Source organism: Agathobacter ruminis (assembly GCF_002735305.1).
GTDB classification, from domain to species: Bacteria; Bacillota; Clostridia; order Lachnospirales; family Lachnospiraceae; genus Roseburia; species Roseburia ruminis.
The window spans coordinates 106,918-132,022 of the sequence record NZ_PDYG01000134.1 but is presented as its reverse complement, the minus strand read 5'-3'; the positions used below and the strand labels follow the sequence as shown (position 1 = coordinate 132,022).

Genomic DNA, 25,105 nt, shown 5'->3' with positions numbered 1-25,105 from the left:
ATGCTTGACATTCCGGTCATCTTGATTCAGACTATTTTGCTTTTTGCTGTAATTCTGCAACCTTGTCGGTCTTCTCCCATGGGAGATTGAGGTCGGTACGACCGAAATGTCCGTAAGCTGCGGTGCCGCGATAGATTGGGCGACGCAGGTCAAGCATCTTGATGATGCCGGCCGGACGAAGATCGAATGTCTCGCGCACGATTTCGACAAGTTTTTCATTGGAGAGCTTTCCGGTTCCGAACGTATCCACCATGATGGAGGTTGGCTGAGCCACACCGATGGCGTAAGAAAGCTGAATCTCGCAGCGATCTGCAAGACCTGCAGCGACAATGTTCTTCGCAACATAGCGGGCAGCATATGCAGCCGAACGGTCAACCTTGGTACAGTCTTTTCCGGAGAATGCACCGCCGCCGTGGCGCGCCATTCCGCCGTAGGTATCTACAATGATTTTACGTCCGGTCAGACCTGCATCTCCGTGAGGTCCGCCGATTACGAAACGGCCGGTCGGATTGATGAAAAATTTGGTCTGTGCATCCACCATTTCCTGCGGAATAACCGGATCAAATACATATTTTTTGATGTCTGCATGAATCTGCTCCTGGGTGACATCTTCGCTGTGCTGGGTACTGAGTACGACAGCTTCAAGACGCTTCGGTTGTCCGTTTTCGTCATATTCTACAGACACCTGGGTCTTGCCGTCCGGACGAAGATATGACAATGTGCCGTCCTTGCGCACCTTGGTCAGCTGCAAAGCAAGCTTGTGGGCAAGAGAGATTGGATATGGCATCAGTTCTGCGGTTTCATTGGTCGCATAACCAAACATCATACCCTGATCACCGGCTCCGGTATCGAGTTCATCGGTCAGACTACCTTCCTTTGCCTCGAGTGCCTTGTCAACACCCATTGCGATATCGGCAGACTGCTGGTCCAATGCAACCATAACCGCACAGGAATTACCATCGAGTCCCTTTGCTCCGTCATCATATCCGATTTCAAGAACAGTCTTGCGGACGATGGATGGCACATCAATCTGTGCCTTTGTCGTAATTTCACCGGTTACCAGAACAAATCCGGTGCAGGCAGCTGTCTCACAAGCCACACGGCTCATCGGATCCTGTTCCAGACACGCATCAAGAATCGCATCCGAAACCGCATCACATACCTTGTCAGGATGTCCTTCGGTAACTGATTCAGATGTAAATAATAGTTTTTCCATAATAGAATGATCTCCTTTTCTGTATAAAAAAAGCCGCCGATAAGGGCGGATTCGTAAATGTGATATCAACAAATCCTCTTATCGTTCGATTAGTTCGCTCAGGTTAGCACCTTCCGGTCTCTTCGGACGGGGTTGCTGTGGCTTCATCGATCCTATGTATCTCCACCACTCTGAATAAGAGAAAATCGTATAATGACAATACTCTAATTTCTTTCAATTGTCAACCCCTTATTTGTTGACTTTACATATGCAAAAAATTATAATTTCAAGTAGTAGTGTTTATTGGAGGTAAAAATGAGGACTTTAACCCCGCACGAGTTACAGCCGGGAATGATCCTGGTAGGCACGGTTAAGACCCAAACAGGACAGATTCTGGGGGAGGCCGGTGGAGAAGTAACACGGCAATTAATCAACCGCATGAAACTCTATCGTGTCGATTTTGCACAGGTAGAGGACGATCCACATCAGGCCGTTGCGGAAGTCGTCGAGCAGACACTTTCTGCAAGCGAACAGCCTGTAGTAGAAGAACCGGTCAAGCCAGAGCCGGTCAAGCCTGAACGGCCGACAATGGAGCATACCTATATCAAGGAATCCAAAACTGCCAAACAGCGTGTTGCGGAGTCTCCGCAATTCATGGGATTTCAGATGGAATATTATCATGCCATCTCTGTATTGAAGGATGCTTTTGCCGCAGCCATTGACAAAGGTACCCCACTGAATCCCGAGGAATTGCTTGAATCCATCAAGCCGCTTTATCAAAAGAGAGATACCATTGTTGAATTGTTTGATATGTTGAACAACCTTCGTGCACTGGATGATACCATCTATGCACATTCCATCAACGTGGCTCTGGTAGCGCGCATGATCGGACGCTGGCTCCGTATCGACAAACAGTCTTTGGATATCATCACGGAAGCCGGACTGATTCATGATATTGGCAAATGCCTGATTCCGGAAGAAGTATTGAACAAACAGGGAAAGCTGACCGATGAAGAATTCGATCTGATTCGCAGCCATCCAAAACTCGGATATAAACTGATCAAAGGAATGGATTTGGATTCCCGCATCAAGAAAGCCACTCTGCAGCACCATGAGCGTTGTGACGGCAGCGGATATCCAACCGGTCTCGACGAGGACAACATCGATGAAGTTGCGATGATCATTGCAATCGCCGATGTCTATGATGCCATGACCGCCGCAAGAAGCTATCGTATTCCGCTTTGTGCGTTCCAGGTAATCGCCAAATTCGAAGAAGAAGGATTCCAAAAGTATCCAATCAAATTTATCATGACCTTCCTTCGACAGATTGCGATGACCTATCAGAGCAACCGCGTTGTACTCAATGACGGTCGTTCTTGCAAAATCATTATGTTAAACAAAAATGACCTTTCAAGACCGATGGTCAAATTTGATGACAATTCGATTATCGATTTGTCTCATACGAGAGATTTGTTTATCAAAGCAATCATTTAAAATCAAAAAAGATTCGGGCACAAACCCGAATCTTTTTCTTTTTATCTTTATGATGTTTTTAATTTGAATTTTTGAATTTCACGCTCATCCTCTGTACGAATAATATCCGCACCAAGTTCGCGAAGTTTCACTTCAAAATTCTCATATCCGCGCTGAATGTAATGAATGCTGTCAACCGTGGTAAAGCCTTCCGCGGTCAGACCTGCGATTACGAGTGCAGCTCCTGCGCGCAAATCCGGTGCACTGACACGGGCACTGGAGAAATGCTCAACGCCGTTAATGATTGCGATATTGCTCTCAACTTTGATATCTGCGCCCATACGGGTCAATTCATCGACATATTTAAAGCGGTTTTCAAAAATGCTTTCCGTGATGGTACTGGTACCTTCCGCCAGTGCGAGTACAACTGCCATCTGTGGCTGCATATCTGTCGGGAATCCCGGATAAGGCAGGGTTGTCACCTGGGTATGCTGTAATTTGCCATCTGCAATTACGCGAACGGCATCATCATATTCGATGACACGGCATCCCACTTCCAATAATTTGGCGCTGGTTGCTTCCAGATGCTTTGGAATGACATTCTTAACCACAACATCTCCGCCGGTTGCAGCTGCCGCAAACATAAATGTACCTGCTTCAATCTGATCAGGAATCACGGAATAATCTGTCGCATGCAAACGCTCCACACCTTTGATTCGGATCACATCCGTACCTGCACCGCGGATATTGGCTCCCATGCTGTTCAGGAAGTTCGCAACATCTACGACATGCGGTTCTTTTGCGGCATTCTCAATTACCGTCTTACCGTCTGCCATGGCAGCCGCCATCATAATATTGATGGTTGCACCTACAGACACTTTGTCCATGTAAATATGCGCTCCGGTCAGATTTTCTGCCTCTGCGCATACAAGTCCGTGTGCGACATCCACCTTCGCGCCCATCGCACGAAATCCCTTCATATGAAGGTCAATCGGCCGGCTTCCGATGTCACATCCACCCGGAAGTGCAACTGCTGCCTTTTTATATTTTCCAAGAAGTGCACCAATCAGATAGTATGATGCACGAATCATTCGAATGAATTCGTTGTCCACATTCACATCTCGAATGAACGAGCCATTAATTTTCACTTTATGATCATTGACACGCTCAACATGTGCACCAATCTCCTCGATTGCCTGCAGAAGCGTATTGGTATCACGCACATTCGGCATGTTGTCAATGGTCACGGTTTCATCAGTCATAATCGCTGCAGCCAAAATTGCCAATGCCGCATTCTTTGCTCCGCCGATTTCGACCTCACCTTGCAGGGGCGTTCCGCCCTTAATCACATATTTCTCAGCCATACAATTTCCCTTTTATTGTGTTGAGGTCTCTGTTCCGACTTCTGTTCCGTTCTCCGTATCTTCTTCTGTTGATGTAGAGAAGAAATCATCAAAAACAACTTTTGACCATACTTTTTCTTTGATTTCCCATCCGTCGTCTTCCTGCCATTTAGAAAGTACTTCATTGTACTTCTTGTCCTGGCGGTCAGAGATGATGCTCTTACGGTTGTTCTCAGTTGCTTCTTTATCTGTCTCCGCAGTGATCTTTACAATATAAAGGTTTGCATCGGTTGTAACCAATGTTGCATCCTCGCCGGCTTTGAGACCGTCGAGCGCTTCCTTTAACTGTGCATCCAATGTGTCATTGTCTGCATCATAGGTTGCAGCTGATGCGGTATATTCATACTCTTTTGCAAGATCTTCATATGTCTTATCATCCGCAGACTTTGCACGTGCCACAAATTCTTTTGCCTTTGCAGTCATCTGCTGCACTTCATCATCGGTATATTCCTTTTGGCTTCCGTCAGCCTCATAATGGGTACCGATTGGAATGGTAATGATGGAATATGCACGCATATTTGCTTCCGCATCAGATACATTGGTATCCACATCCGCAATGATTGCCTCACGCATCATATGCTGAATGGTGTTTAAACGAAGTACCTCTTCCACGATTTCCTGTGTGGCACCAAGCTCGGCCAAAGCCTCTTCGCTGTTTGCCTCCATAAAATCGGTTGCTGCCTTCTTGATCTTTTCTTCCTGCTCATCGGTCAGTGCAACCTTGTATTCATCCATGTGTGCTTTTAATGTATACCATTCATGGACGGTCTCCATAACACTGCTCTTAATTGAGTTTTCGGTGGTGTCACCTGAACTCATGAGATCTTCATGCCATGGATCCTCATACTGATAATATGATGCATAATATGAAATATAGTCGCTAAAACTTGCCTGCTGATATCTGGCATAGAAGTTAGCCACCCCAAGTTTGATTTCCTGATTGCCTAATACTGCTACTGTCGCATCCTTATTTATTCCGCATCCGGTCAATGCAGATGCCGCAAGTACGCCTGCAAGCGCAATTGCTCTCATCGATTTGAACTTCATGATTCCTCCTAAAAATTCGCCTAGTACACGGCATTATCTGAATTATTATAGAACCAAATTCAAAAAGGCGCAAGTCATATTTTCAAGAGTCTCCAAAATATCTTTGGCCGACTCGCGACTGTTAACCCCGATTTGATAGGTAAAATAAGGCTTTTGCTTATCCGGCACAAATTTTAATCCCGAAAATTTTTCTAAGAGTTCCGGAATTTTTGCCACATCAATTTGTGCTTTTTCATACATGGTAATCTTTACGGACTCGCCTCTTTGGGTGATATCTTCAATATAAGCTTTATGGCATTGCGCTTTCAGACATGCAATCCGAAGCAGATTCATGACCGCATTTGGCGGATCTCCGAAGCGGTCAATCAGTTCTTCCGTCATCTCCTCGGATTCTTCCTGCGTCTCAACACCCGCGATTCGCTTGTAGATATCCAATTTCTGATATTCATTTGCAATATATGAGATTGGAATATAAGCATCGGTTTCAATGTCGATGGAAGTCTCAAATCGTTCTTCAGGCACAATTCCCTTCTCGACCTTGACCGCTTCATTTAACATTTTGCAATACAGATCATATCCAACCGCTTCCATGTGTCCGCTTTGCTCAGCACCGAGCAGATTGCCCGCACCGCGAATCTCGAGATCGCGCATTGCAATTTTAAATCCGCTTCCGAGATCGGAATATTCCTTAATCGCAGCCAGACGTTTTTCCGCCACTTCCTTGAGGAATTTGTTGCGACGATACATCAGAAAGGCATATGCGGTCCTGTTGCTGCGGCCGATGCGTCCGCGCAGCTGGTACAGCTGGGACAGGCCCATATTGTCCGCATCATGAATAATCATCGTATTGACATTGGAAATATCCATTCCGGTTTCAATAATGGTCGTGGAGACAAGCACATCGATTTCACCGTTGATAAAGCTGTACATGATGCGTTCAAGCTCCGTCTCCTTCATCTGACCATGGGCATAGGCCACCGATGCGTCCGGTACGAGCGACTGGATTCTGGCCGCGACATCCGCGATATCACGCACGCGGTTGTAGACATAATAAACCTGTCCGTCCCTTGCAAGTTCACGCAGAATCGCTTCGCGCACGAGTTCATCATTATATTCCAACACATATGTCTGAATTGGAAGTCGGTCCATCGGCGGCTCCTCGAGCACACTCATATCGCGAATTCCGATCAGCGACATGTGAAGCGTACGCGGAATCGGTGTTGCTGTCAGTGTCAGGACATCAACGTTGGTCTTCATCTGTTTGATTTTTTCTTTGTGAGCCACGCCGAACCGCTGCTCTTCATCGATGATCAGCAGACCGAGGTCTTTGAACACCACATCTTTTGACAGGAGACGATGTGTTCCGACAATGATATCCACCTGTCCTTTCCGCAAGTCGGCGATGGACTGCTTCTGCTGTGCCGCAGAGCGAAAACGGCATAACAGATCCACACGAACCGGGAATTCTTTCATGCGCTCCGCGAAATTGTTATATACCTGCTGCGCCAGAATGGTGGTCGGTGCCAGATATGCAACCTGCTTGCCTTCCTGAGCTGCTTTGAAGGCCGCACGAATCGCGATTTCGGTCTTGCCGTATCCGACATCTCCGCAAATCAGACGATCCATAATCTTGGTGCTTTCCATATCGCGTTTGGTATCCGCGATTGCCGAAAGCTGATCTTCCGTTTCCTCATATGGAAACAGTTCTTCAAATTCTTTCTGCCATGGAGTGTCCTCTCCGTAGACGAAACCGGTATTGGATTCGCGCAGCGCATACAGGCGTACCAGGTCGGCTGCAATCTCTTTGACCGCACCGCGCACACGCGACTTGGTCCGTTCCCATTCCTGTCCGCCAAGCTTGTTCAGCTTTGGCTTTTTGGCATCTTTACCGGCATATTTTTGAATCAGATCCAGCTGAGTCGCCAGAATATAAAGATTTGAGCTGCCCGCATACTGGATTTTGATATAGTCTTTAATCGTATGATCGACTTCAATTTTTTCGATTCCCTGATAGACACCGAGGCCGTGATTTTCATGTACGACATAATCGCCGACCGACAAATCCGAAAAAGAAGAAATTGCTTCGCCCTCGTAGGCGCGCACGCGCTTTTTCTTTTTCTTTGCATGTTGAGAACCGAAGATATCCGATTCCGTAATGATTGCAAAACGCAAAACCGGATATTCAAATCCGCGCGACAGACTGCCACGGCAGACCATTACCATGCCTTCCGGCAGTTCATGGTCATAATCCTCGGTGTAAAAAGCGGAGATTCCTTCGTTAAGCAAGTCTTCGCAAAGGCGTTTTGCCCTGGTGCGCGAATTCGACATCAATATCATGCGATAATGATTCTTGCTGTACTGGCGGATATCCTTGACCAGCAATTCGAAACTGCTGCTGTAACCGCTGATGCTCTTGACATGCAGATCCAATTCGCCCGTCAGCTTAAAGCCATGCGATTTATTGTCGAGCGCCGCAAGCGAAATACACGCAAATGACATACATCGTGCCAGCGTCTCCTTGCAGGAATACAATTCACGCATCTGTCCCGGCAAAATGTATCCAAGCGCAAGACGCTGCTTCATACTCTCTGCAAACTCTGTCTCTGTAGAATCACCGCGCTCAATACATCTTGCAAGTTCATCAAAAAAGATGGTCGTATCCTTTGCGTCAAACAATTGCAACAGCGACGAAGGTCTCTCACAAAAATAGGACAGATAGGCATCGATTCCGGAATAAACCGACAGTTCTCTCCATTCTTCAATCAGTTCTTCCGAGTGCTGACGCAGACGATGCGCTTCCTCGGTCTTAAATTCCGAACGATACTGCTCATAAATGCGCTCCGTCTCTTCCTGTATTTTTTCGATTCCGGACTCGAGATCCTCCTCCGTTAACACCAGCTCGGAAGCCGGATAAATCATGATATCATCCAGGTTTGTAATGGATTTCTGGCTCTCCGCATCAAAGGTACGGATGCTGTCAATCTCATCTCCCCAAAATTCGATTCGAATCGGATTGTCCTCCGTCAGAGGATATACATCAAGGATTCCTCCTCTCATGGCAAACTGTCCCATGTTTTCAACCTGATATTCTTTTTCATATCCCATTCGTACCAGTGTCTTTTGTATCTCATCAAGCATGACGGACTGGCCGACCGACAGCATCAGAATCGCATTTAAAAAGCCATCAATCGCCATCGTATTCATCAGCGCATCGAATGTCGTCACTACCGTAATCTGCTTTGATTCCTCAATCATTTTGAGCGCCTTGATGCGCTCTGAAGTCAGCATGTTGCCTCGAATATCCGACTGATAGAACAGGACATCCTTTGCCGGATAAAAAACCGTCGATGCGTCATAAAATGACAATTCATCTGCGAGTTCCCTTGCACGCTGTTCATGGAAGGTTACTACCAGTTTATGGGCACGACCATTGCCGGCTGCATAGATCAGATGAGATTTCTGAGAATCGATACAGCCGGTGACCGGAAAGAGCCCTTTTTGACTCAATGCTTTTTTTAATTGTGGGTATTGCCCCATTTGAAGAATTGGTTCAACAAATGCACGCATGTTATGCCTCTTCTTTCTCCCGAACTTTTTTGTTGTATGCATTCATTGCACGATCAATCTCGCCGCGCAGAATCATGGCGATTGCTTCGCAGGTATTCTTTTTTGCAAGATCAAAATATTCGCCTTCATCCTTTGGCAGGCGCCCCATCACATGAGCCACCAGATCTCCTCCGGCCGGTTTCATGCCGACGCCGACTTTGATGCGCATGAAATTCTGTGTTCCGGTCATTGCAATGATATTTTTGATGCCGTTGTGTCCGCCGGCCGATCCTTTTTTGCGAATTCTGATATTTCCCGCATCGAGTGAAATATCATCAAAGATTACAATCAACTCCGTCTCCGGATCCATCTTGTAATAATTCAAAATCTCCGCAACCGCTTCTCCGCTTAAATTCATAAAGGTCTGTGGCTTTGCCAAAATCACCTTGTTCCCCTCAATCATTCCCTGTCCCAAGAGTGCTTTGTGCTTCTTCTCCCGAATGGAAATCCCATATTGATCTGCCAGACAATCAATGGTATCAAATCCCGCATTGTGTCTCGTGTGCTCATATTTGTCTCCGGGATTTCCCAGACCTACTATCAAAAACATGTTATTCCTCCGTCTTTGTTTCTGTAACACCAATAAGGAGTCGGTTAATCCGACTCCTCCAGGTATTTCTGAATAATTAAATTTTGTAACATCTCGCGTGTCTCGGTATTGATCGGATGTGCGATATCCCGATAATTCCCGTCCGTCGCTTTGCGGCTTGGCATTGCGATAAACAATCCTTTTGCGCCTTCCACTATCTTAATTTCATGTATGACAAATACATGATCGATTGTAATGGATGCAACCGCTTTTTTCTTGCCTTCACCTTCAAATTTTCGTATTCTGATATCGGTTATCTCCATATATACCTCCTACAACATGTAACGCTCAAACTGTTCACAGACAACCTGCACTTCTCCTTCCCCACAATAATAACTGTTCGGCCGGAGTGTACTCTTGCTTTCCACAATACAATTTTCGATATGCGAATTGTCTCCTATATATACATCATCGAGAATAATCGAATTCCTGATGACACAATTCTTGCCGACAAAAGCTTTCTTAAACAGCACTGAAGATTCCACGGTTCCGTTGATGATACAGCCACTCGCAACAATCGAATTGGTTACCTTTGAACCTATATTATACTTCGCCGGAGGCAAATCGGCAATCTTAGAATAAGTCTTTGGCTCTTCACGGAAGAAATAATTGCGAATTCCCTGCTTCAAAAATTCCATATTGGTTTTGAAATAATCCTGTGTATCCGCAATATTTGCCCAATATTCTTTGTGTTTATATCCATATACCCGCTTCACATCGCGATAGCGGACGATGATATCCTGCACCAGATCATATCTGTTTTCCTCAGCGGAACGCTCAAGCATCTCTATCAGCTGGCGTCTGCGGAAGACATAGATTCCTGCCGAAATGGTATTCGAATGCGCCTGCAGCGGCTTCTCTTCAAAATCGACAATCCGGAATTCTTCATTCATCCTGATTACTCCAAAACGGGATACATCCGTCTGCGCCGGCATATCTTTGCAAACCACGGTGATATCCGCCTGCTTCTCAATATGATACTCCAGCAATTTGTTGAAATCCATTTTATATACCAGATCGCCGCTTGAGATAATCACATAAGGCTCATGATGTTTTTTCAAAAAATCAATATTCTGATAAATCGAATCTGCCGTGCCGCGGTACCAGTCCTGGTTGTCCGCAGTCACCGTCGGTGTAAACAGATAGAGTCCGCCCTGTTTGCGTCCGAAATCCCACCATTTTGAGGAATTCAGATGCTCGTTCAGACTTCGCGCATTGTATTGGGTCAGTACCGCAACCGTCTGTATATGCGAGTTGCTCATTGCACTCAGTGCAAAATCAATGCAGCGGAAACTGCCGCCGACCGGCATCGCCGGAATCGCTCTCTTTCTCGTCAATTCTTTCATGCGGTGATTGCTGCCACCTGCCAAAATGATTCCTATCGCTTTCATTATTCTTCACCTGCCTTAATGATTACATCCCCGTCTGCGAGTGCGCCGTCCTGATAATCCTCATGCGTCGTAACTCCTGCTATTGCGGTATTCTTACCTATCCGAACCTTTTCCGGAATCACGGATTTTTCTCCAATTACCGCCAGTCCAAAGGAATAGACAGATGCATTTAATTTATTTTCAACCGGTTCTCCGTATCCAATCGTACAATTCTCGCCAATGGTGCAATTCTCTGCGATGATTGTATGATCAATGGTACAATTATCTCCGATTACCGTATCCTGCATTATGATGGAATCGCGAACCACCGTTCCCCTGCCGATTTTGACATTCGGTCCGATCACCGAATTGATGACTGCACCGAAAATCTCGGAAGCTTCGCCGATAATACATTTCTCGCAGTTTGCCTCCGGTCCGAGATACTGCGGTTCAATCGCATTCGTGCGCGTATAAATTTTCCAAAATTCTTCATAGAGGTTGAATTCCGGAATCAGATCGATCAGTTCCATATTGGCTTCCCAGTAAGAACCCAATGTGCCGACATCCTTCCAGTAACCGTTGAATTCGTATGCAAACATACGCTTTTCATTTTTGAAACAATACGGAATGATATGCTTGCCGAAGTCACAATTCTTCTGACATTTCATGCTGACAAGCGCATCCCGCAAAACGCTCCATGTAAAGATATAAATACCCATGGATGCCAGATTGCTTCTTGGCTGCTTCGGCTTTTCCTCAAAGTCCTCGATCCGTTTCTCATCATCAGCAATTACAATTCCAAAGCGGCTTGCCTCCTCAATCGGCACCGGCATCGTTGCAATTGTGACATCCGCATCATTTTGCTTATGAAAATCAAGCATCACCTCATAATCCATCTTATAAATATGATCGCCTGATAAAATCAGCACATATTCCGGGTTATACGAGTCAATATATTTGATATTCTGATAAATCGCATTCGCCGTGCCCGTATACCACTCGCTGTTGCCCGTCTGCTCGTACGGCGGCAGAATGGTCACACCTCCGTTGTTCCGGTCAAGGTCCCACGGTATTCCGATTCCGATATGCGAATTCAGCAGCAGCGGCTGATACTGCGTCAGCACACCGACTGTATCAATTCCCGAATTGATACAATTACTCAGCGGAAAATCAATAATCCTGTACTTTCCGCCAAACGGTACCGCCGGCTTTGCCACATCCTGTGTCAACACGCCGAGTCGGCTACCCTGTCCTCCAGCCAACAACATTGCAATCATTTCTTTTCTCATGTGCTCACCCCTTCTAGTCCCCCGTAAAATCTAGTTATCATCATTTTATCACAGACCCACCACCACTTCAACATTCTGTACAAAGATGCATACTGTTTTTCCGCTTTTTTCGTGATAATAACCATATCCCATGCTCCGCTTCCGGGTGTTTCTTGCAAAGGTGAAGGGCTTACCGGGTCTATGGGCTGTGAATGGTAAGGAAAAAATGGGGGATGGACTTGAAGTGAATCATTTTGGTGCTATAATAGGTAGGAATATGAAAGGCAAAGGAACATATTATGTATCAGATAGATTTTGAAAAACCGGTATCAATTCATTTTATGGGAATTGGTGGAATCAGCATGAGCGGTCTTGCTGAAATTTTGATGGAAGAAGGATTCACCGTCACAGGTTCGGATGCAAAAGAGTCCGAACTGACAAAGCATTTAGAAGCACTTGGCGCCAAAGTCATGATTGGACAGTGCGCCGAAAACATCGATGCAGATAACACGGATGTTGTTGTTTATACCGCAGCAATTTCCGAAACCAATCCGGAATTTATTGCAGCAAAAGAAGCAGGTCTTCCGATGCTGACAAGAGCCCAGCTGCTCGGACAGATCATGGATAATTATCAGAATTCAGTTGCTGTGTCCGGAACGCACGGAAAGACGACAACCACCTCCATGCTCAGCGAAATCTTTTTGCAGGCAAAAAAAGATCCGACCATCACCGTCGGAGGAATTCTTGAATCCATCGGCGGCAATATCCGCGTCGGCAAATCAGAGATTTTTCTCAGTGAAGCCTGTGAATATACAAACAGCTTTTTGAATTTCCGTCCGCGTTACAGTCTGATTCTTAATATAGAAGAAGACCACATGGACTTCTTTAAAGATCTTGCAGATATTCGTCATTCGTTCCGACTGTTTGCGCAAAATACAAAAGCAGACGGTATCACATTAATCAATCATGATATTTGCAATTATGAAGAAATCGTAAAGGATTTGCCACAGCAGATTATCACATACGGGCTGGATGACAAGGCCGACTATTATGCCGAAGATATCCGTTTTGACGAGAAGGCCTGCGGTCAGTTTACGCTCATGCATCAGGGACGGGCCATCGCTGAAATTGCATTATCTGTACCGGGAAAACACAATATTTCAAATGCCGTTGCGGCAGCAGCACTTTGCATCTCGCTTGGCATCGACACCGAATCCATCATAAAAGGATTATTGCAGTTTGGCGGTGCCGATCGCCGTTTCCAGCTTAAAGGCAGTTTTGACGGCGTCACTGTCATCGATGATTATGCACATCACCCAACCGAGATTCGCGCCACTTTGACCGCAGCACAGAATTATCCGCACAACAGACTGATTGTCTGTTTTCAGCCGCATACCTATTCCCGCACAAAGGCCTTTCTCAATGATTTTGCGAAAGCGCTTTCTGTCGCAGATACGGTTGTGCTCGCAGACATTTATGCAGCCCGCGAGAAGAACACTTACAATATCTCTTCGGAGGATATTTTGAAGCGACTTCAGGAATGCGGTACGGAATCGTACTATTTTCCTACATTTGAAGAAATCGAAAAATTTTTGCAAAAAAAATGTATGCACGGCGACCTGTTGATAACTATGGGTGCCGGAAATGTTGTAGAAATTGGCGAGAAGCTCGTCCAAAAATAACATATCCACATTATCCACAGTTTTGGGGTGGAAATCTTCCTCCCAAATCTGTGGATTTTTTTGTGTCCTTTGAAAACGATTTCGAAAATGATTTCCGTGCTTGTTATTACTCATTTTATCGTTAAAATTTAATCAAAATATTGTTTTTCAAAAGATATTTATCCACATTATCCACAGACTTCACAAGGGCTGTAATCCCTTGATTTTACTGCGTTTTTTGGCATTTGTGCTCTTCTCTTTTTTGAATTTAAGTGATATAATTCGTTTCAGTTAAAAGAAAGAGGAAGTGTATGTTATGGCGAGTGTGAAATTGTACAGTGAAGGCGCAATGTCCTTTACCGGAATTTCAAACATTTTTTTAGATCAGTATATGCCGGAGGCCAATGGAGAATTCGTAAAAGTATATTTATATCTTTTGCGCAGTTTAAATGATCCGAGCAAAGAGTGCAGTGTCTCTGCCATCGCTGATTATTTTAACCACACAGAAAATGATGTCACTCGTGCATTGCTTTACTGGAGCCGCGTTGGTGTCATTCGTCTTGACCTGGATGAACGCAGACAATTGACAGGGATTGCGCTTTTACCTTTGACACAGGAAATTTCCCAGGCTGCACCTGCTCAGACAGTGCCTGTATCTGCAGCATCTGTTCCGGCAACACCTGTTCCGACAGTTTCCGTGCCTCAGCCGCGCGAATATTCAGTCACCGAAGTTGAAGAGTTCCGTCGCAATCCGGAAGTCCGTGAATTGTTATTTGTAATTGAAAGCTATTTGAAAAAACCGATTACACAGACGGATGTACAATTCTGCCTGTTCTGGTTCGATCAGTTACAACTGGCACCGGAGCTCATCGAGTATCTGGCCGAGGCCTGCATCAGCAAGGGACATACCTCATTCCGCTATATGAACCGCATTGCAATCAACTGGGCCGAGGAAGGAATTGTCACCATCGAGCAGGCGCGCGAACAATTCCGTGCGAGAAGCAAGCCGGTTTATACCGTGATGAAAGCATTGGGGATTCGCGGTCGTGACCTGGCAAAGACAGAGCTGGCTGACTTAAACCGCTGGACCGACGAATGGAACTTCGAGTTGCCTTTGATCGAAGAGGCATGTCGCAGAACCATTGAAGCAATCCACGAGCCAAGCTTTTCCTATATCAATAAAATTCTGGAAACCTGGTTCAAGAATGATGTTCACACTTTGGCAGATGTACAGAAACTTGATGCAAAGCATTCCGAAGCACAAAAGATTTCCGTAAATGCCAGTGAAAATATCCGACCGACCAAATTCAGTAATTTCGAAGGTCGCAACAATGATTATGATCAATTGGAAAAGATGTTGATTAAATCAACCGCACAATAAGAAGGGGCAAATCTATGGGATTGACAAATTCTCAATATGATGAAATCATGCGCAACTATGACAGCCGTCAGATTGCGAACCGTCACAAAACCGAGGAGCATATTGCCGAAGCATACGAGAAGGATCCACGCCTGAAAGAAATCGATGATTCCATTGCGCGCTATTCCGTCGCTGCAGCCCGTCGACTGTTAAACGGTGATCAGAATGCCGTATCGGATTTGAAGAATATCATTGCAGAAATGCATCAGCAAAGAGAGGACATCCTCTCCACGCTCGGCTATTCCAAAGATTTCTTTGAACCGGTATACAGCTGCCCTGATTGTAAGGACACAGGATATATCAACGGCAAGAAGTGTCACTGTCTTCAGCAGGCGATTCTGAATAAGGTGTATGCACAATCCAATCTCAGTCATATCCTTTCGCGTGAAAATTTCTCGACTCTGCGATATGATTTTTATTCAGATGCACCAAATTCTTTTGAAAATGGCATTTCAGAACTTGACAACATGCGCTCTGCCGTGGCAGAATGTCATAGGTTTGTGGACACATTCCGCAATCAGCCAAACAACCTGTTATTGATGGGTAACACCGGTACAGGAAAGACATTTCTGTCCAATTGCATAGCGAAAGAATTGCTCGATCGCGGACATTCCGTAATTTATTTTTCCGCTGCAATGCTGTTTGAAAACCTCAGCAGGAGTCGTTTCGACCGGGACAGCGATGCCATTGAAGCAAATAAAAATATTTTTGATTGTGATTTATTGATTATTGATGACTTGGGAACGGAAACAACCAACAGTTTTACCGTATCTCAGTTGTTTTTATGTATAAATGAACGCATCCTGCGTCAAAAGTCTACTATTATTTCAACGAATTTAAATCTTGGCAATCTGGCTAATGTATACAGCGAGCGAATCGCATCACGACTCAGCTCCGCATATAACATCATTAAGCTGTCCGCCAATGACATTCGAATTCAGTGCAAATTGCAAAAGGTCTAACCCCAACCCTTTGCCTAAAATAAAGTTTTAATGGAGGACATGATATCATGCCAAATGATGAAAGAATGCTGGAAACCATGCCGCAAGGCCGTCTGGGCTTGATTGCAACAGAAAGCTGCATTGGTCTGGCAGAGAAAGTCGACAGTTATCTGACTGTCTGGAGAGAGAAACGCAACCATCAGCACAAGAGTGAAGCAGGATTTGTAGACTACGCAAAAGACAGCTATATTATTCGCCCATATACCCCTCGCTTTGGTACCGGCGAAGCAAAATGTGTCATTAATCAGTCAGTACGCGGATATGATCTTTATATTATGGTTGATGTAACCAACTATAGCCTTACTTATTCTGTATCTGGTCATGAAAATCATATGTCTCCGGATGATCACTGGGCAGATTTGAAGCGAATCATTGCCGCCATTGGTGGAAAAGCTCGCAGAATCACCGTCATCCTTCCATTCTTATATGAAAGTCGTCAGCATCGACGCACCGCAAGAGAGTCTCTTGATTGCCCATTGGCATTAAAAGAACTTGTATCAATCGGTGTCGATAATATCATTACCTTCGATGCACATGACCCTCGTGTCGTAAATGCAATTCCACTCAATGGATTTGAAAATGTAATGCCTTCTTATCAGTTCATGAAGGGAATTCTGAAAAATGTCAAGGATCTGAAAATCGATTCTGATCATTTGATGATTATTTCCCCTGATGAGGGTGCAACCAGCCGTGCAATCTACCTTGCCAGCGTACTTGGTGTAGACATGGGTATGTTCTACAAGAGACGCGATTACTCAAAGGTTGTCAACGGTCGTAATCCGATTGTCGCTCACGAATTCCTCGGCAGCGACATCAACGGAAAAGATGTCATGATTATTGATGATATGATTTCTTCCGGCGAAAGTATGATTGATACAGCGCGCGAATTAAAGAAGCGCGGTGCAGGACGCATTTTCGTTGTTGCTACTTTCGGACTCTTCACCAACGGTTGGGAGTCATTTGATAAAGCGCATGAAGAAGGCTTGATTTATCGTGTTGTTACAACAAACCTTTGCTATCAGACCGAAGAAATGCTTTCCAAGGATTACTATATCAATTGTGACATGAGCAAATATATTGCCTATATCATCGATGCATTGAATCATGATGTTTCTATCAGCGATCTGCTTGATCCTTCCGATCGTATTCACAATGCAGTTACCCGTTACAATGAAGAAACCGGTAACAACCGCTAATAATATTGCTATTATCTAGTCTAACAAGGGACAAAACATAAAGGAGCGTACAGGGTACGCTCCATTTTTTTATTCCGCTTTCAATTCTATTCTCTTCTCTCTGCGATCTCTCATCCATCTCATGAAAAGATGATCTCGTTTCTGCCAATCCTGATTCAGAAAACGATCATTGGTTTCGATAATCTGCTCTAAATCTTCCCATACCGGATGATATCCCAGCCGCAATTCGCTCTCCGTCATCTGTGGTTCTACAGACTGTTCCCCCACATCACATGCATAGAAATAGGAATGTGCAATATAGGTCCGAGTCGGATCAAAAATGTCTCTCCGCTTCTCCACAATCTCACCAATGGGACGAACCGATTCCGGAATCACCAGCAATCCGACTTCTTCCCGTACTTCCCGTGCCAATGCCTGTACATGCGTCTCACCCGGTTCGATTCCGCCGCCGGGTATTTTGAAATCCCCCTCTTTGCTTTGTTGCATAATGAACTTGCCGTCGCGCTCTATGATTCCGCGTACGGCATGGCGTTCCTGAATCGGCATATCCGGGCTGTAATCCTTCTTATCCAGCGTAAACAGTGTTTCCATATCATCTCTCCTATGTGACACATTCAGCTCTAATTGACGGATATTAATTTGTAAAAATTATAATTGATTGACAATTCAATGTAAATGCGTTTCCTCAAAAATAAGGCTAATTACCTAGTTTCCGATTCACAGCTCCTATCCCGCCTGTCGTATGCCCACCGCCCGTGCCTGCCCGTCTCTGCCCCTCCCTTCACTCGTTCGGCGATAAGGCTTAGATTCTCCAAAACCGTACGCACTGCTTCAAGAGGTTGTACTTTCACCGATTTTGCACTTCGACAAACTGTCTTTTCATCGCAAACACCTTGAAGTGTTTCAAATTGATATGAACCAGGAAAGGAATCAGGACTTTCGGGTGTTTGCGTGGAAAAGACAGTGCGGAGAAGTGCAAATAGTTGAAAGAACAACCTCAATCAAAGAAGCTGTGCGCGGCTTTGTTGAGAATCTTGCCTTTGAATGCCGTGAGTGAAGGGAGGGGCAGAGATGGGCAGGCACGGGCGGCGGGCATGGAGCAAGCGATTTGGGGAGCTGTAAATCGAAAATCATGTTTGTTAGTGGAAACTATTTCGTGGAATTAGTTTCCACTAACGAAAATCTACATTTAAAAACAGGGCTAAAGTCAGTGTTTATAGGGGTTTTGGTTGCACCAAGAAAAGAACACGGAAACTGGGAAGAAGCTTTTGACACCCCTAGTTAAACCATGTTAAAATTTTTATAAGGGATTTTATAACCATAATTTATATAGAGCATTTGTCCTAGAAAAGGGAAAGAGAGGGATTGAATATGGCTGATCCATTAGGTGGATATGTACCAGACACCGTCAAGAATGACGAACCGGCAAGAGACGCGATCATTCGTCTCGGTAAGGTCGTAACAGACCGAGCTGAAATCTTGCTTGGAAAAGAAAAAATCACAAAAGAATCTCCGGAATATTGGGGTATCGCTCCATTGATTACGGACGAGCAGGCAGAAATTGCCATCAAGATGAAAAAGCGTAAACCTCGCACGCTTGAGGACATGAAGAAACTGACAGGGCTCGACGAGGCATACCTGCTCGAGCAGTTAGACAAAATGTCTGAAGTGGGTATCATCGAGTACAACTGGGAAAACGAAAAGCATGAAAAGCAGTGGATCCTCCCAATGTATGTACCGGGTGCTGCAGAATTTGCAAACATGAATGCAGATGTACTGGCTGCTCATCCTGAAGAAGGTCGTTTCTTCGAGCGCATGAGTCGACTTCCACTCGAGAAAATCACTCCGATGGTTCCGCTTGGCGGTGCCGGAATCGGGATGCATGTAATCCCGGTGGAGAAAGCAATTGAGATGGAAAACGAATCTGTTTCTGTTGAGCACATCTCACACTGGCTTGACAAATATGATGGCAAATATGCCGCAAGCCCATGTTCCTGCCGTCAGTCACGCAAGACCTTCGATGAAGGTTGTGCAGATGACCCGGAAGGCTGGTGTATTGCAGTCGGCGATATGGCTGATTACGTTGTTGAGACCAATAAAGGCGGTCGCTATATCACAAGAGAAGAAGCACTTGCTATCATGAAGCAGGCTGAGGACAATGGTTTCGTTCATCAGATTACCAACATCGATGGCGAAAACAAGATTTTTGCGATTTGTAACTGTAATGTCAATGTATGCTATGCACTTCGTACTTCTCAGCTTTTCAACACACCAAACATGTCTCGTTCTGCTTATGTGGCACATGTCAACACCGAAAACTGTGTTGCCTGCGGACGCTGTGTAGAATATTGCCCGGCCGGTGCTGTCACATTGGGACAGAAATTATGCAAGAAGGACGGCAGCCAGGTGAAATATCCAAAAATGCCGCTTCCTGCCGAAAAAAAGTGGGGTCCGGAAATGTGGACCGAGGATTATCGTGACAAGAACCGTATCAACACGCACGAAACCGGAACTGCTCCATGTAAAACCGCTTGTCCTGCACATATTGCAGTACAGGGTTATATCAAGATGGCATCACAGGGCAGATATCAGGATGCACTTGCTTTGATCAAGAAGAACAATCCGCTTCCTGCAATTTGCGGTTATGTATGTAACCGCCGCTGCGAAGATGCATGTACACGCGGAACCATCGACGAAGCGGTATCCATCGATGAAATCAAGAAATTCATCGCAATGCAGGATTTGAATGCAGATACACGCTACATTCCAAAGAAGGTAGTGCCATCCTTAAAGGGTGAATTCACAGAGAAAATCGCAGTCATCGGTGCCGGTCCTGCCGGACTTTCCTGCGCATTCTATCTGGCTGAAAAAGGTTACAAGCCTACCGTATTCGAGAAGAATGCACAGCCGGGTGGTATGGTTGTCTATGGTATCCCTTCCTTTGTTTTGGAAAAGGATATCGTACAGGCAGAAATCGATGTATTAAAAGAAATGGGTGTTGAATTCAAGTGCGGTGTCGAAGTCGGAAAAGATATCACCATCGCACAGCTCCGTGAACAGGGCTACAAAGCATTCTATATCGGAATCGGATGCCAGGGCGGCCGCAAGGTTGGAGTCCCGGGAGAAGACGCAAACGGTGTTATGACCGGTGTTGAATTCCTTCATATCACAACAGAAAACGAAGATTATAAATTAAACGGTGATACCGTGGTCATCGGTGGCGGAAACGTTGCAATCGATGTATCACGCTCTGCAATCCGTTGCGGATCTCCAAAAGTACATCAGGTATCTCTTGAGACCCGTGATATCATGCCGGCATCTCCGGATGAAATCGAAATTGCCGAAAGCGAAGACATTCTCATCCAGGGCGGCTGGGGACCAAAGGAAATCCTCACCGAAAACGGCAATGTAACCGGAATTGTATTCAAGAAGTGTACCAGTGTCAAGGATGCTGACGGACGATTCAATCCACAGTATGACGAGAATGATACTATGACCATTCCTTGCTCAAATATCCTGCTTTCAGTCGGACAGGCAATCGAATGGGGCGGTCTTCTCGACGGAGAAGATGTAGAATTCTGGCATGGCAATTATCCGGTTGCGGACAAAGTAACCTATCAGACCCGTGTGCCTGATATCTTTGTCGGTGGTGATGTTTATTCCGGACCGAAATTCGCAATCGATGCAATTGCAGCCGGCAAGGAAGGAGCCATTTCCATCCATCGCTTCGTACAGCCACATTCTTCATTGACCATCGGTCGTGATCCACATTACTATGTCGAGTTGGATAAGGAAGATATTCTGGTTGAAAATTATGATAATTCCAAGCGTCAAAGACCTGCAACCAAGCCGGGTGTGGGAAAAGACAGCTTCCGTTCAGCAGCATGTACGCTGACAGAAGAGCAGATTCAGATTGAGACCAAGCGTTGTCTCGGATGTGGTGCAACCATTGTAGATGAGAACCAGTGTGTTGGATGCGGAATCTGCACCACCAAGTGCGAATTTGATGCAATTCATCTGGAGCGTGACCTGCCTCGTGCAAGTGTGATGCGTAAGAGCGAAGACAAATTAAAATATGTACTTGGCAACGGCTTAAAGCAAAAGCTTGCGCGTCCGTTCGTCCGCAAGACCAAATAAGGAGAATTCATTGTGCACGAATTAGGTGTTGTATTTCATGTAATCAAACAAGTGGAGGAAATCTGTGTCGAGAATGATCTCACAGAGATTTCCTCTGTGACCTTAGAACTCGGCGAAGTATCCACAGTCATCGAAGATTATCTGCATGATGTGTGGAACTGGGCCGTGCTCAAAAAATCCGAGCATATGAAAACAGCCAAATTAATCGTGGAGACCATTCCTGCTGTCACCTTCTGTGAAGATTGTCAGCAGGAATATCCCACCGTTGAATTTGGTAAAACCTGCCCGCATTGCGGAAGCAAAAAGACCTATTTGCTACAGGGAAATGAATTTAATATAAAAGAAATAGAGGGATGCTAAAAAGCATCCCTCAGATATTTTTCAATAATCTTATGTTTCTCATCATAAAGTTTCTTTTTAATTTCCTCAGAACCGACAAAATATTCATAATCCTTCACATCTGAATATTTCACATAATGGCCTGTTTCGTCGTCCACCACCTGTGCCTTCGATACCGGCTCACACTTATCATCCTCTAATGCGAAATAAGTCGTCGCAAGAGCTTCTCCTGTAATGGCAAATTGTTTTTTTAACTCATGGGAATAAGAAAAATACTGCACAAATACCAAATACTCTTTCCCAACTTTCATAAAATTGGTAAATCCCATGTTGAGCGAAGTCACCGCCCTGTTCAGCTCATGTTCTGTTTCCGCATCTCCCATCAAACCAACATTATAGCTGGAAAGATAAAACTCTTCTCCCTCGGTGACATCATCTCCTGAAATTACCTTTTCCACACGAACCAATTGGTCAACTACGCAGGCATCCACAACCGGCTCAGAAAGACATGTCGCTGTAAAAACATATGGCGTCATCTCCGGATTGAGATCCTCTTGCCAAACCTCTATCACATTATCCACCAAATTAAAACTTGATTCCTCTTTTGCATCATCGGACTCGTCTTTTTCCTGTTCCCAGATAAATGCCACGTTATAATCATCAAGATTGGTTTGATGAATCGAGAATCTGCAAATCAACCCTGTCACAAGCATCACTACCAAAAACGGTATTGAATAAAACAAATATTTTTTCATGAGATTATCTTCCCCTCATTCATATGAATCACTACATCGGCCAACAGTTCAATGTCTTCTTTGCTATGACTTGCAAGCAAAACCATTGCTCCTCTCTGTCGTTCCTGCTCGATTAGTTTGCGCAACTCTTTTACTCCATTCTCGTCAATGGCATTTGTCGGCTCATCCAGCATAAAAATCATCGGATGCTCCATAATTGCCTGCGCAATCACAATACGCTGTTTCATTCCAAGAGAATATTTACGAACAGGGCGTTTGTCATTTGGGTCCAAACCAACTCTGCGAATTGCTTCTTCAATCTCTTCATCAGATATTTTACCCTTCAACGCAGACAACAATTTCAGATTTTTCTTTCCTGAATATTCCGGATACAATCCGGCATTTTCAATGACGATACCAAGATCCGGTAATACCGGAAAATCCTTTCCCAATTGTTGGTCATCCAGATATACTGCTCCTTCATCGCATTTCATCAATCCCGATAAGGCGCGAAAAAGCATGGTTTTTCCTGAGCCGTTTCGTCCAACAATGCCATAGACTTTTCCGGACTCGAACTCTATACTGATATGATCTAAAATTGTTTTGCCTTTTATCTTTTTCACAAGATTATCAGCACGCAATATCATATATCTATTCCTCCCTGTTTAACTTCACAAATTCTACCCGCTGCACCACTTCCATTCCTATCAATGTAAGCAACAGTGCCAACACAAACATAAAAATTACCGACTCATTCAAATCAAAGGCCAATTCCTCTTCATTTATAAGCAGATTCAAATCATTCCAGATACTGCTATGCCAATCAAAAATCAAGTGCGACAGTGGATTCGTATGCAATAAGATTTTATTGTGAAAAATGGTCGTTTTGACCGGCAAAAACATAACCAGCCAAAAAAATTGAAATCCTGTTACAATCACAAATGATACATAACTGCCAAATGTAATCGCCAGAATGTTAATCATGCATGTCATGGCATATGTCCACAGCCCATAAATAATCCAGTAATAGAAAGCCAGAATAACTCCAGGCAAATCAATATCTCCCCGTAAAAGCGGGATGATACAGATCAGGCACAAAAAAGCCAGCATCACCAGAAATATACGTACAAGCAAACGCATACATTCATGTAACCACCAGACTCTACGATTGTTCACTCGTGTAAAGTAATATGCGCTCGACGAACAAAAATGTCGATAAATGAAAATGCCAAATATCACCTGAATCAGTAATATGTGTGCATAGCAAAAAAAGAAATCGATAAATTTGCCTTCAAAAATTGCAAAGGAAGACATTGCAAAATAATTTACCCGCTCAAACAATCTAAATCACCTCATCACGCCTTATGACAAAGAGCGTCATCAATAGATTGAGGATACACAATATCAACACAAACCCAATCAATGGATAGATTCGTTCGTCTATTGATTCCAGGAAATTTAAATAAAAATAATAATTTGTTTCAAATGGCAATTTCACAATTTCTTTCAGCCAAACGCCTCCCATCAATAGCAAATAGACCGGTAAAAAGACCAAAATGGTGTAATAATATCGAATGATCATCGACAAAAGCAACGCAAAACATGCCAATATCGCTGTCAGGATTGAAAAAAGTAATATCATAGCCACCATATATAAGGTCACATTATAATTGTACAAATCCGGAAAAAGATAACGCTCCGTCAACGAAAGATATTCTCTATTATATGGCTCGCTCAGCATTAAATTATGACGAGCACCGGACGGAATCATAATACAAAACATGAAAAGCTGCACCAGCATCGGAATCGCATAAAATATAATTGTTCCCCAAAAGCACGCTGCAACCGTATTCCAGACATATTTCTTTCTTCCACTTCGTGCCTGCAAATATACAATTTCACGACTTTTCCAATCTGCCATAAACAAAAAAGCTCCTGGCACCACAGCAATAACCGGAAACATTTGAATAAAATAATACCCATATGTCGACATATCCGTACACAATGTCAACAGCGCAGGAATTGGAACTTTCCACACATCCATTCCATAATAATAAATCATCGTTGAAACATAATGAACGGTAATAAATGCGCAATAAATAACAAACGCAATTCGCGTCATTCTACGCTCAAATAATCTAATAATTGCCTCTTTCATTTTTAATTTCCTGTTCCATAAAAATCTGCATATGCATCGTACTTCGGCTTGTTTCCCCTAACCATAAAATATACTCTTTTCGCATCCAGATAGCCTTCCCAAACTTTTATATCTCGAAATCCCTCCAATTCAGACAATACATAAACACTCGAAATAGGTATCCCTTTTTCTTGATTGTACAGCTGTGTCTGCATTTTTTCGAATGTATCTTTTGAATTATCAGCCGGATAGACCGCATATGTACGCGCTCTTCCAAAGCTCCGCTTTCCCGATCTTTCTTGCGTTGAAGTCCTTATCCACTTTTGATCTAGCTTCAAGTAAACAGTTCCTCTAAATGATGTTGGTAACGCATGAACAGTTGTTGCGGACATCAAAAATACAAGCACCATCGCTGACGCCTTTGCAATAAATCGTTTCATAAAACCCTCCTTTAAAAATATAGCTAGGGGAGAAATAGAGATAGAGATAGAGATAGAGATAGTGATAGTGATAGTGATAACATAGATAT

21 protein-coding genes and 1 riboswitch are annotated in these 25,105 nt (G+C 44.3%); of the genes, 7 read left to right on the top strand and 14 right to left on the bottom strand.

Translation table 11 applies throughout. The features are described 5' to 3' along the window. Window positions 1-31 precede the first annotated feature (31 nt). Window positions 32-1,216: a methionine adenosyltransferase gene (metK, locus tag CSX02_RS12720; protein WP_031543685.1), complete on the bottom strand. Its 1,185-nt coding sequence runs from the start codon at window positions 1,214-1,216 to the stop codon at window positions 32-34. Window positions 1,217-1,291: 75 nt separating this feature from the next. Continuing rightward, window positions 1,292-1,397: riboswitch (SAM riboswitch) on the bottom strand. A gap of 113 nt (window positions 1,398-1,510) precedes the next feature. Here metK and CSX02_RS12715 point away from each other — a divergent pair. Then, a complete protein-coding gene (locus CSX02_RS12715) occupies window positions 1,511-2,689 on the top strand; it encodes an HD-GYP domain-containing protein (RefSeq protein ID WP_099386953.1) in 1,179 nt (392 codons plus the stop codon). A 47-nt stretch (window positions 2,690-2,736) separates the two neighbouring features. Here the strand turns inward: CSX02_RS12715 and CSX02_RS12710 are convergent, their stop codons facing one another. Genes CSX02_RS12710 through CSX02_RS12680 form a run of 7 tightly spaced genes read right to left on the bottom strand, consistent with a single transcriptional unit; the run spans window position 2,737 to window position 11,972 of the window. Then, window positions 2,737-4,032 (bottom strand): UDP-N-acetylglucosamine 1-carboxyvinyltransferase, encoded by a 1,296-nt coding sequence (locus tag CSX02_RS12710; protein ID WP_099386952.1) that lies wholly within the window; start codon window positions 4,030-4,032, stop codon window positions 2,737-2,739. Window positions 4,033-4,044: 12 nt separating this feature from the next. Then, a complete protein-coding gene (locus tag CSX02_RS12705; protein ID WP_031543682.1) occupies window positions 4,045-5,118 on the bottom strand; it encodes a peptidyl-prolyl cis-trans isomerase in 1,074 nt (357 codons plus the stop codon). 45 nt (window positions 5,119-5,163) lie between these two features. Next, on the bottom strand, window positions 5,164-8,685 hold the full coding sequence (mfd, locus tag CSX02_RS12700) for a transcription-repair coupling factor (RefSeq protein WP_099386951.1): 3,522 nt from the start codon (window positions 8,683-8,685) through the stop codon (window positions 5,164-5,166). Window position 8,686: 1 nt separating this feature from the next. Then, complete coding sequence (gene pth, locus CSX02_RS12695) at window positions 8,687-9,274, bottom strand: aminoacyl-tRNA hydrolase (protein WP_099386950.1); 588 nt, start codon at window positions 9,272-9,274, stop codon at window positions 8,687-8,689. A 44-nt stretch (window positions 9,275-9,318) separates the two neighbouring features. Then, complete coding sequence (spoVG, locus tag CSX02_RS12690; RefSeq protein ID WP_031543677.1) at window positions 9,319-9,576, bottom strand: septation regulator SpoVG; 258 nt, start codon at window positions 9,574-9,576, stop codon at window positions 9,319-9,321. 9 nt (window positions 9,577-9,585) lie between these two features. Then, window positions 9,586-10,704: a glucose-1-phosphate adenylyltransferase subunit GlgD gene (gene glgD, locus CSX02_RS12685; RefSeq protein WP_031543676.1), complete on the bottom strand. Its 1,119-nt coding sequence runs from the start codon at window positions 10,702-10,704 to the stop codon at window positions 9,586-9,588. Beyond that, window positions 10,704-11,972: a glucose-1-phosphate adenylyltransferase gene (locus CSX02_RS12680; protein ID WP_099386949.1), complete on the bottom strand. Its 1,269-nt coding sequence runs from the start codon at window positions 11,970-11,972 to the stop codon at window positions 10,704-10,706. Before CSX02_RS12680 ends, glgD begins: the two co-directional genes overlap by 1 nt. Before the next feature lie 278 nt (window positions 11,973-12,250). On the opposite strand from CSX02_RS12680, the gene murC reads away from it, so the two are divergent. From murC to CSX02_RS12660, 4 genes are all read left to right on the top strand, one after another. Continuing rightward, window positions 12,251-13,633 (top strand): UDP-N-acetylmuramate--L-alanine ligase, encoded by a 1,383-nt coding sequence (murC, locus tag CSX02_RS12675; RefSeq protein ID WP_099386948.1) that lies wholly within the window; start codon window positions 12,251-12,253, stop codon window positions 13,631-13,633. A gap of 295 nt (window positions 13,634-13,928) precedes the next feature. Continuing rightward, the gene (locus CSX02_RS12670) at window positions 13,929-14,993 is read left to right on the top strand and encodes a DnaD domain protein (RefSeq protein ID WP_099386947.1); all 1,065 of its coding nucleotides are present in this window, start codon (window positions 13,929-13,931) and stop codon (window positions 14,991-14,993) included. A gap of 14 nt (window positions 14,994-15,007) precedes the next feature. Then, window positions 15,008-15,994, top strand: a complete 987-nt coding sequence (locus tag CSX02_RS12665) for an ATP-binding protein (protein ID WP_099386946.1) — start codon at window positions 15,008-15,010, stop codon at window positions 15,992-15,994. A gap of 47 nt (window positions 15,995-16,041) precedes the next feature. After that, entirely contained in the window at window positions 16,042-17,229 is a 1,188-nt protein-coding gene (locus tag CSX02_RS12660; protein WP_031543670.1) for a ribose-phosphate pyrophosphokinase, read from the top strand. Between the two features lie 69 nt (window positions 17,230-17,298). On the opposite strand, the gene CSX02_RS12655 is transcribed toward CSX02_RS12660, so the two are convergent. Beyond that, complete coding sequence (locus tag CSX02_RS12655) at window positions 17,299-17,820, bottom strand: NUDIX domain-containing protein (RefSeq protein WP_099386945.1); 522 nt, start codon at window positions 17,818-17,820, stop codon at window positions 17,299-17,301. A gap of 780 nt (window positions 17,821-18,600) precedes the next feature. Here CSX02_RS12655 and CSX02_RS12645 point away from each other — a divergent pair. Together CSX02_RS12645 and CSX02_RS12640 are read left to right on the top strand one after the other, a co-directional pair. Further along, window positions 18,601-21,366, top strand: coding sequence for an FAD-dependent oxidoreductase (locus CSX02_RS12645; RefSeq protein ID WP_099386943.1), 2,766 nt, complete (start codon window positions 18,601-18,603; stop codon window positions 21,364-21,366). Between the two features lie 12 nt (window positions 21,367-21,378). Next, the gene (locus CSX02_RS12640; RefSeq protein ID WP_099386942.1) at window positions 21,379-21,726 is read left to right on the top strand and encodes a hydrogenase maturation nickel metallochaperone HypA; all 348 of its coding nucleotides are present in this window, start codon (window positions 21,379-21,381) and stop codon (window positions 21,724-21,726) included. Here CSX02_RS12640 and CSX02_RS12635 read toward each other — a convergent pair. The 5 genes from CSX02_RS12635 to CSX02_RS12615 form a co-directional block, all read right to left on the bottom strand. Then, window positions 21,723-22,460, bottom strand: coding sequence for a hypothetical protein (locus CSX02_RS12635; RefSeq protein ID WP_099386941.1), 738 nt, complete (start codon window positions 22,458-22,460; stop codon window positions 21,723-21,725). The genes CSX02_RS12640 and CSX02_RS12635 overlap by 4 nt on opposite strands. After that, complete coding sequence (locus CSX02_RS12630; RefSeq protein WP_099386940.1) at window positions 22,457-23,086, bottom strand: ATP-binding cassette domain-containing protein; 630 nt, start codon at window positions 23,084-23,086, stop codon at window positions 22,457-22,459. The genes CSX02_RS12635 and CSX02_RS12630 overlap by 4 nt, the downstream gene beginning before the upstream one ends. Before the next feature lie 4 nt (window positions 23,087-23,090). Then, entirely contained in the window at window positions 23,091-23,579 is a 489-nt protein-coding gene (locus tag CSX02_RS12625; protein WP_143248194.1) for a hypothetical protein, read from the bottom strand. Between the two features lie 202 nt (window positions 23,580-23,781). Next, a complete protein-coding gene (locus CSX02_RS12620; RefSeq protein WP_099386938.1) occupies window positions 23,782-24,597 on the bottom strand; it encodes a hypothetical protein in 816 nt (271 codons plus the stop codon). A 2-nt stretch (window positions 24,598-24,599) separates the two neighbouring features. Beyond that, the gene (locus tag CSX02_RS12615) at window positions 24,600-25,016 is read right to left on the bottom strand and encodes a hypothetical protein (protein ID WP_099386937.1); all 417 of its coding nucleotides are present in this window, start codon (window positions 25,014-25,016) and stop codon (window positions 24,600-24,602) included. Window positions 25,017-25,105 lie beyond the last annotated feature (89 nt).

Bases quoted from the DNA above. Each gene is read 5' to 3' on its own strand.
- metK (WP_031543685.1), bottom strand. From the start codon at position 1,216: ATGGAAAAACTATTATTTACATCTGAATCAGTTACCGAAGGACATCCT.
- CSX02_RS12715 (WP_099386953.1), top strand. From the start codon at position 1,511: ATGAGGACTTTAACCCCGCACGAGTTACAGCCGGGAATGATCCTGGTA.
- CSX02_RS12710 (WP_099386952.1), bottom strand. From the start codon at position 4,032: ATGGCTGAGAAATATGTGATTAAGGGCGGAACGCCCCTGCAAGGTGAG.
- CSX02_RS12705 (WP_031543682.1), bottom strand. From the start codon at position 5,118: ATGAAGTTCAAATCGATGAGAGCAATTGCGCTTGCAGGCGTACTTGCG.
- mfd (WP_099386951.1), bottom strand. From the start codon at position 8,685: ATGCGTGCATTTGTTGAACCAATTCTTCAAATGGGGCAATACCCACAA.
- pth (WP_099386950.1), bottom strand. From the start codon at position 9,274: ATGTTTTTGATAGTAGGTCTGGGAAATCCCGGAGACAAATATGAGCAC.
- spoVG (WP_031543677.1), bottom strand. From the start codon at position 9,576: ATGGAGATAACCGATATCAGAATACGAAAATTTGAAGGTGAAGGCAAG.
- glgD (WP_031543676.1), bottom strand. From the start codon at position 10,704: ATGAAAGCGATAGGAATCATTTTGGCAGGTGGCAGCAATCACCGCATG.
- CSX02_RS12680 (WP_099386949.1), bottom strand. From the start codon at position 11,972: ATGAGAAAAGAAATGATTGCAATGTTGTTGGCTGGAGGACAGGGTAGC.
- murC (WP_099386948.1), top strand. From the start codon at position 12,251: ATGTATCAGATAGATTTTGAAAAACCGGTATCAATTCATTTTATGGGA.
- CSX02_RS12670 (WP_099386947.1), top strand. From the start codon at position 13,929: ATGGCGAGTGTGAAATTGTACAGTGAAGGCGCAATGTCCTTTACCGGA.
- CSX02_RS12665 (WP_099386946.1), top strand. From the start codon at position 15,008: ATGGGATTGACAAATTCTCAATATGATGAAATCATGCGCAACTATGAC.
- CSX02_RS12660 (WP_031543670.1), top strand. From the start codon at position 16,042: ATGCCAAATGATGAAAGAATGCTGGAAACCATGCCGCAAGGCCGTCTG.
- CSX02_RS12655 (WP_099386945.1), bottom strand. From the start codon at position 17,820: ATGGAAACACTGTTTACGCTGGATAAGAAGGATTACAGCCCGGATATG.
- CSX02_RS12645 (WP_099386943.1), top strand. From the start codon at position 18,601: ATGGCTGATCCATTAGGTGGATATGTACCAGACACCGTCAAGAATGAC.
- CSX02_RS12635 (WP_099386941.1), bottom strand. From the start codon at position 22,460: ATGAAAAAATATTTGTTTTATTCAATACCGTTTTTGGTAGTGATGCTT.
- CSX02_RS12630 (WP_099386940.1), bottom strand. From the start codon at position 23,086: ATGATATTGCGTGCTGATAATCTTGTGAAAAAGATAAAAGGCAAAACA.
- CSX02_RS12625 (WP_143248194.1), bottom strand. From the start codon at position 23,579: ATGCGTTTGCTTGTACGTATATTTCTGGTGATGCTGGCTTTTTTGTGC.
- CSX02_RS12620 (WP_099386938.1), bottom strand. From the start codon at position 24,597: ATGAAAGAGGCAATTATTAGATTATTTGAGCGTAGAATGACGCGAATT.
- CSX02_RS12615 (WP_099386937.1), bottom strand. From the start codon at position 25,016: ATGAAACGATTTATTGCAAAGGCGTCAGCGATGGTGCTTGTATTTTTG.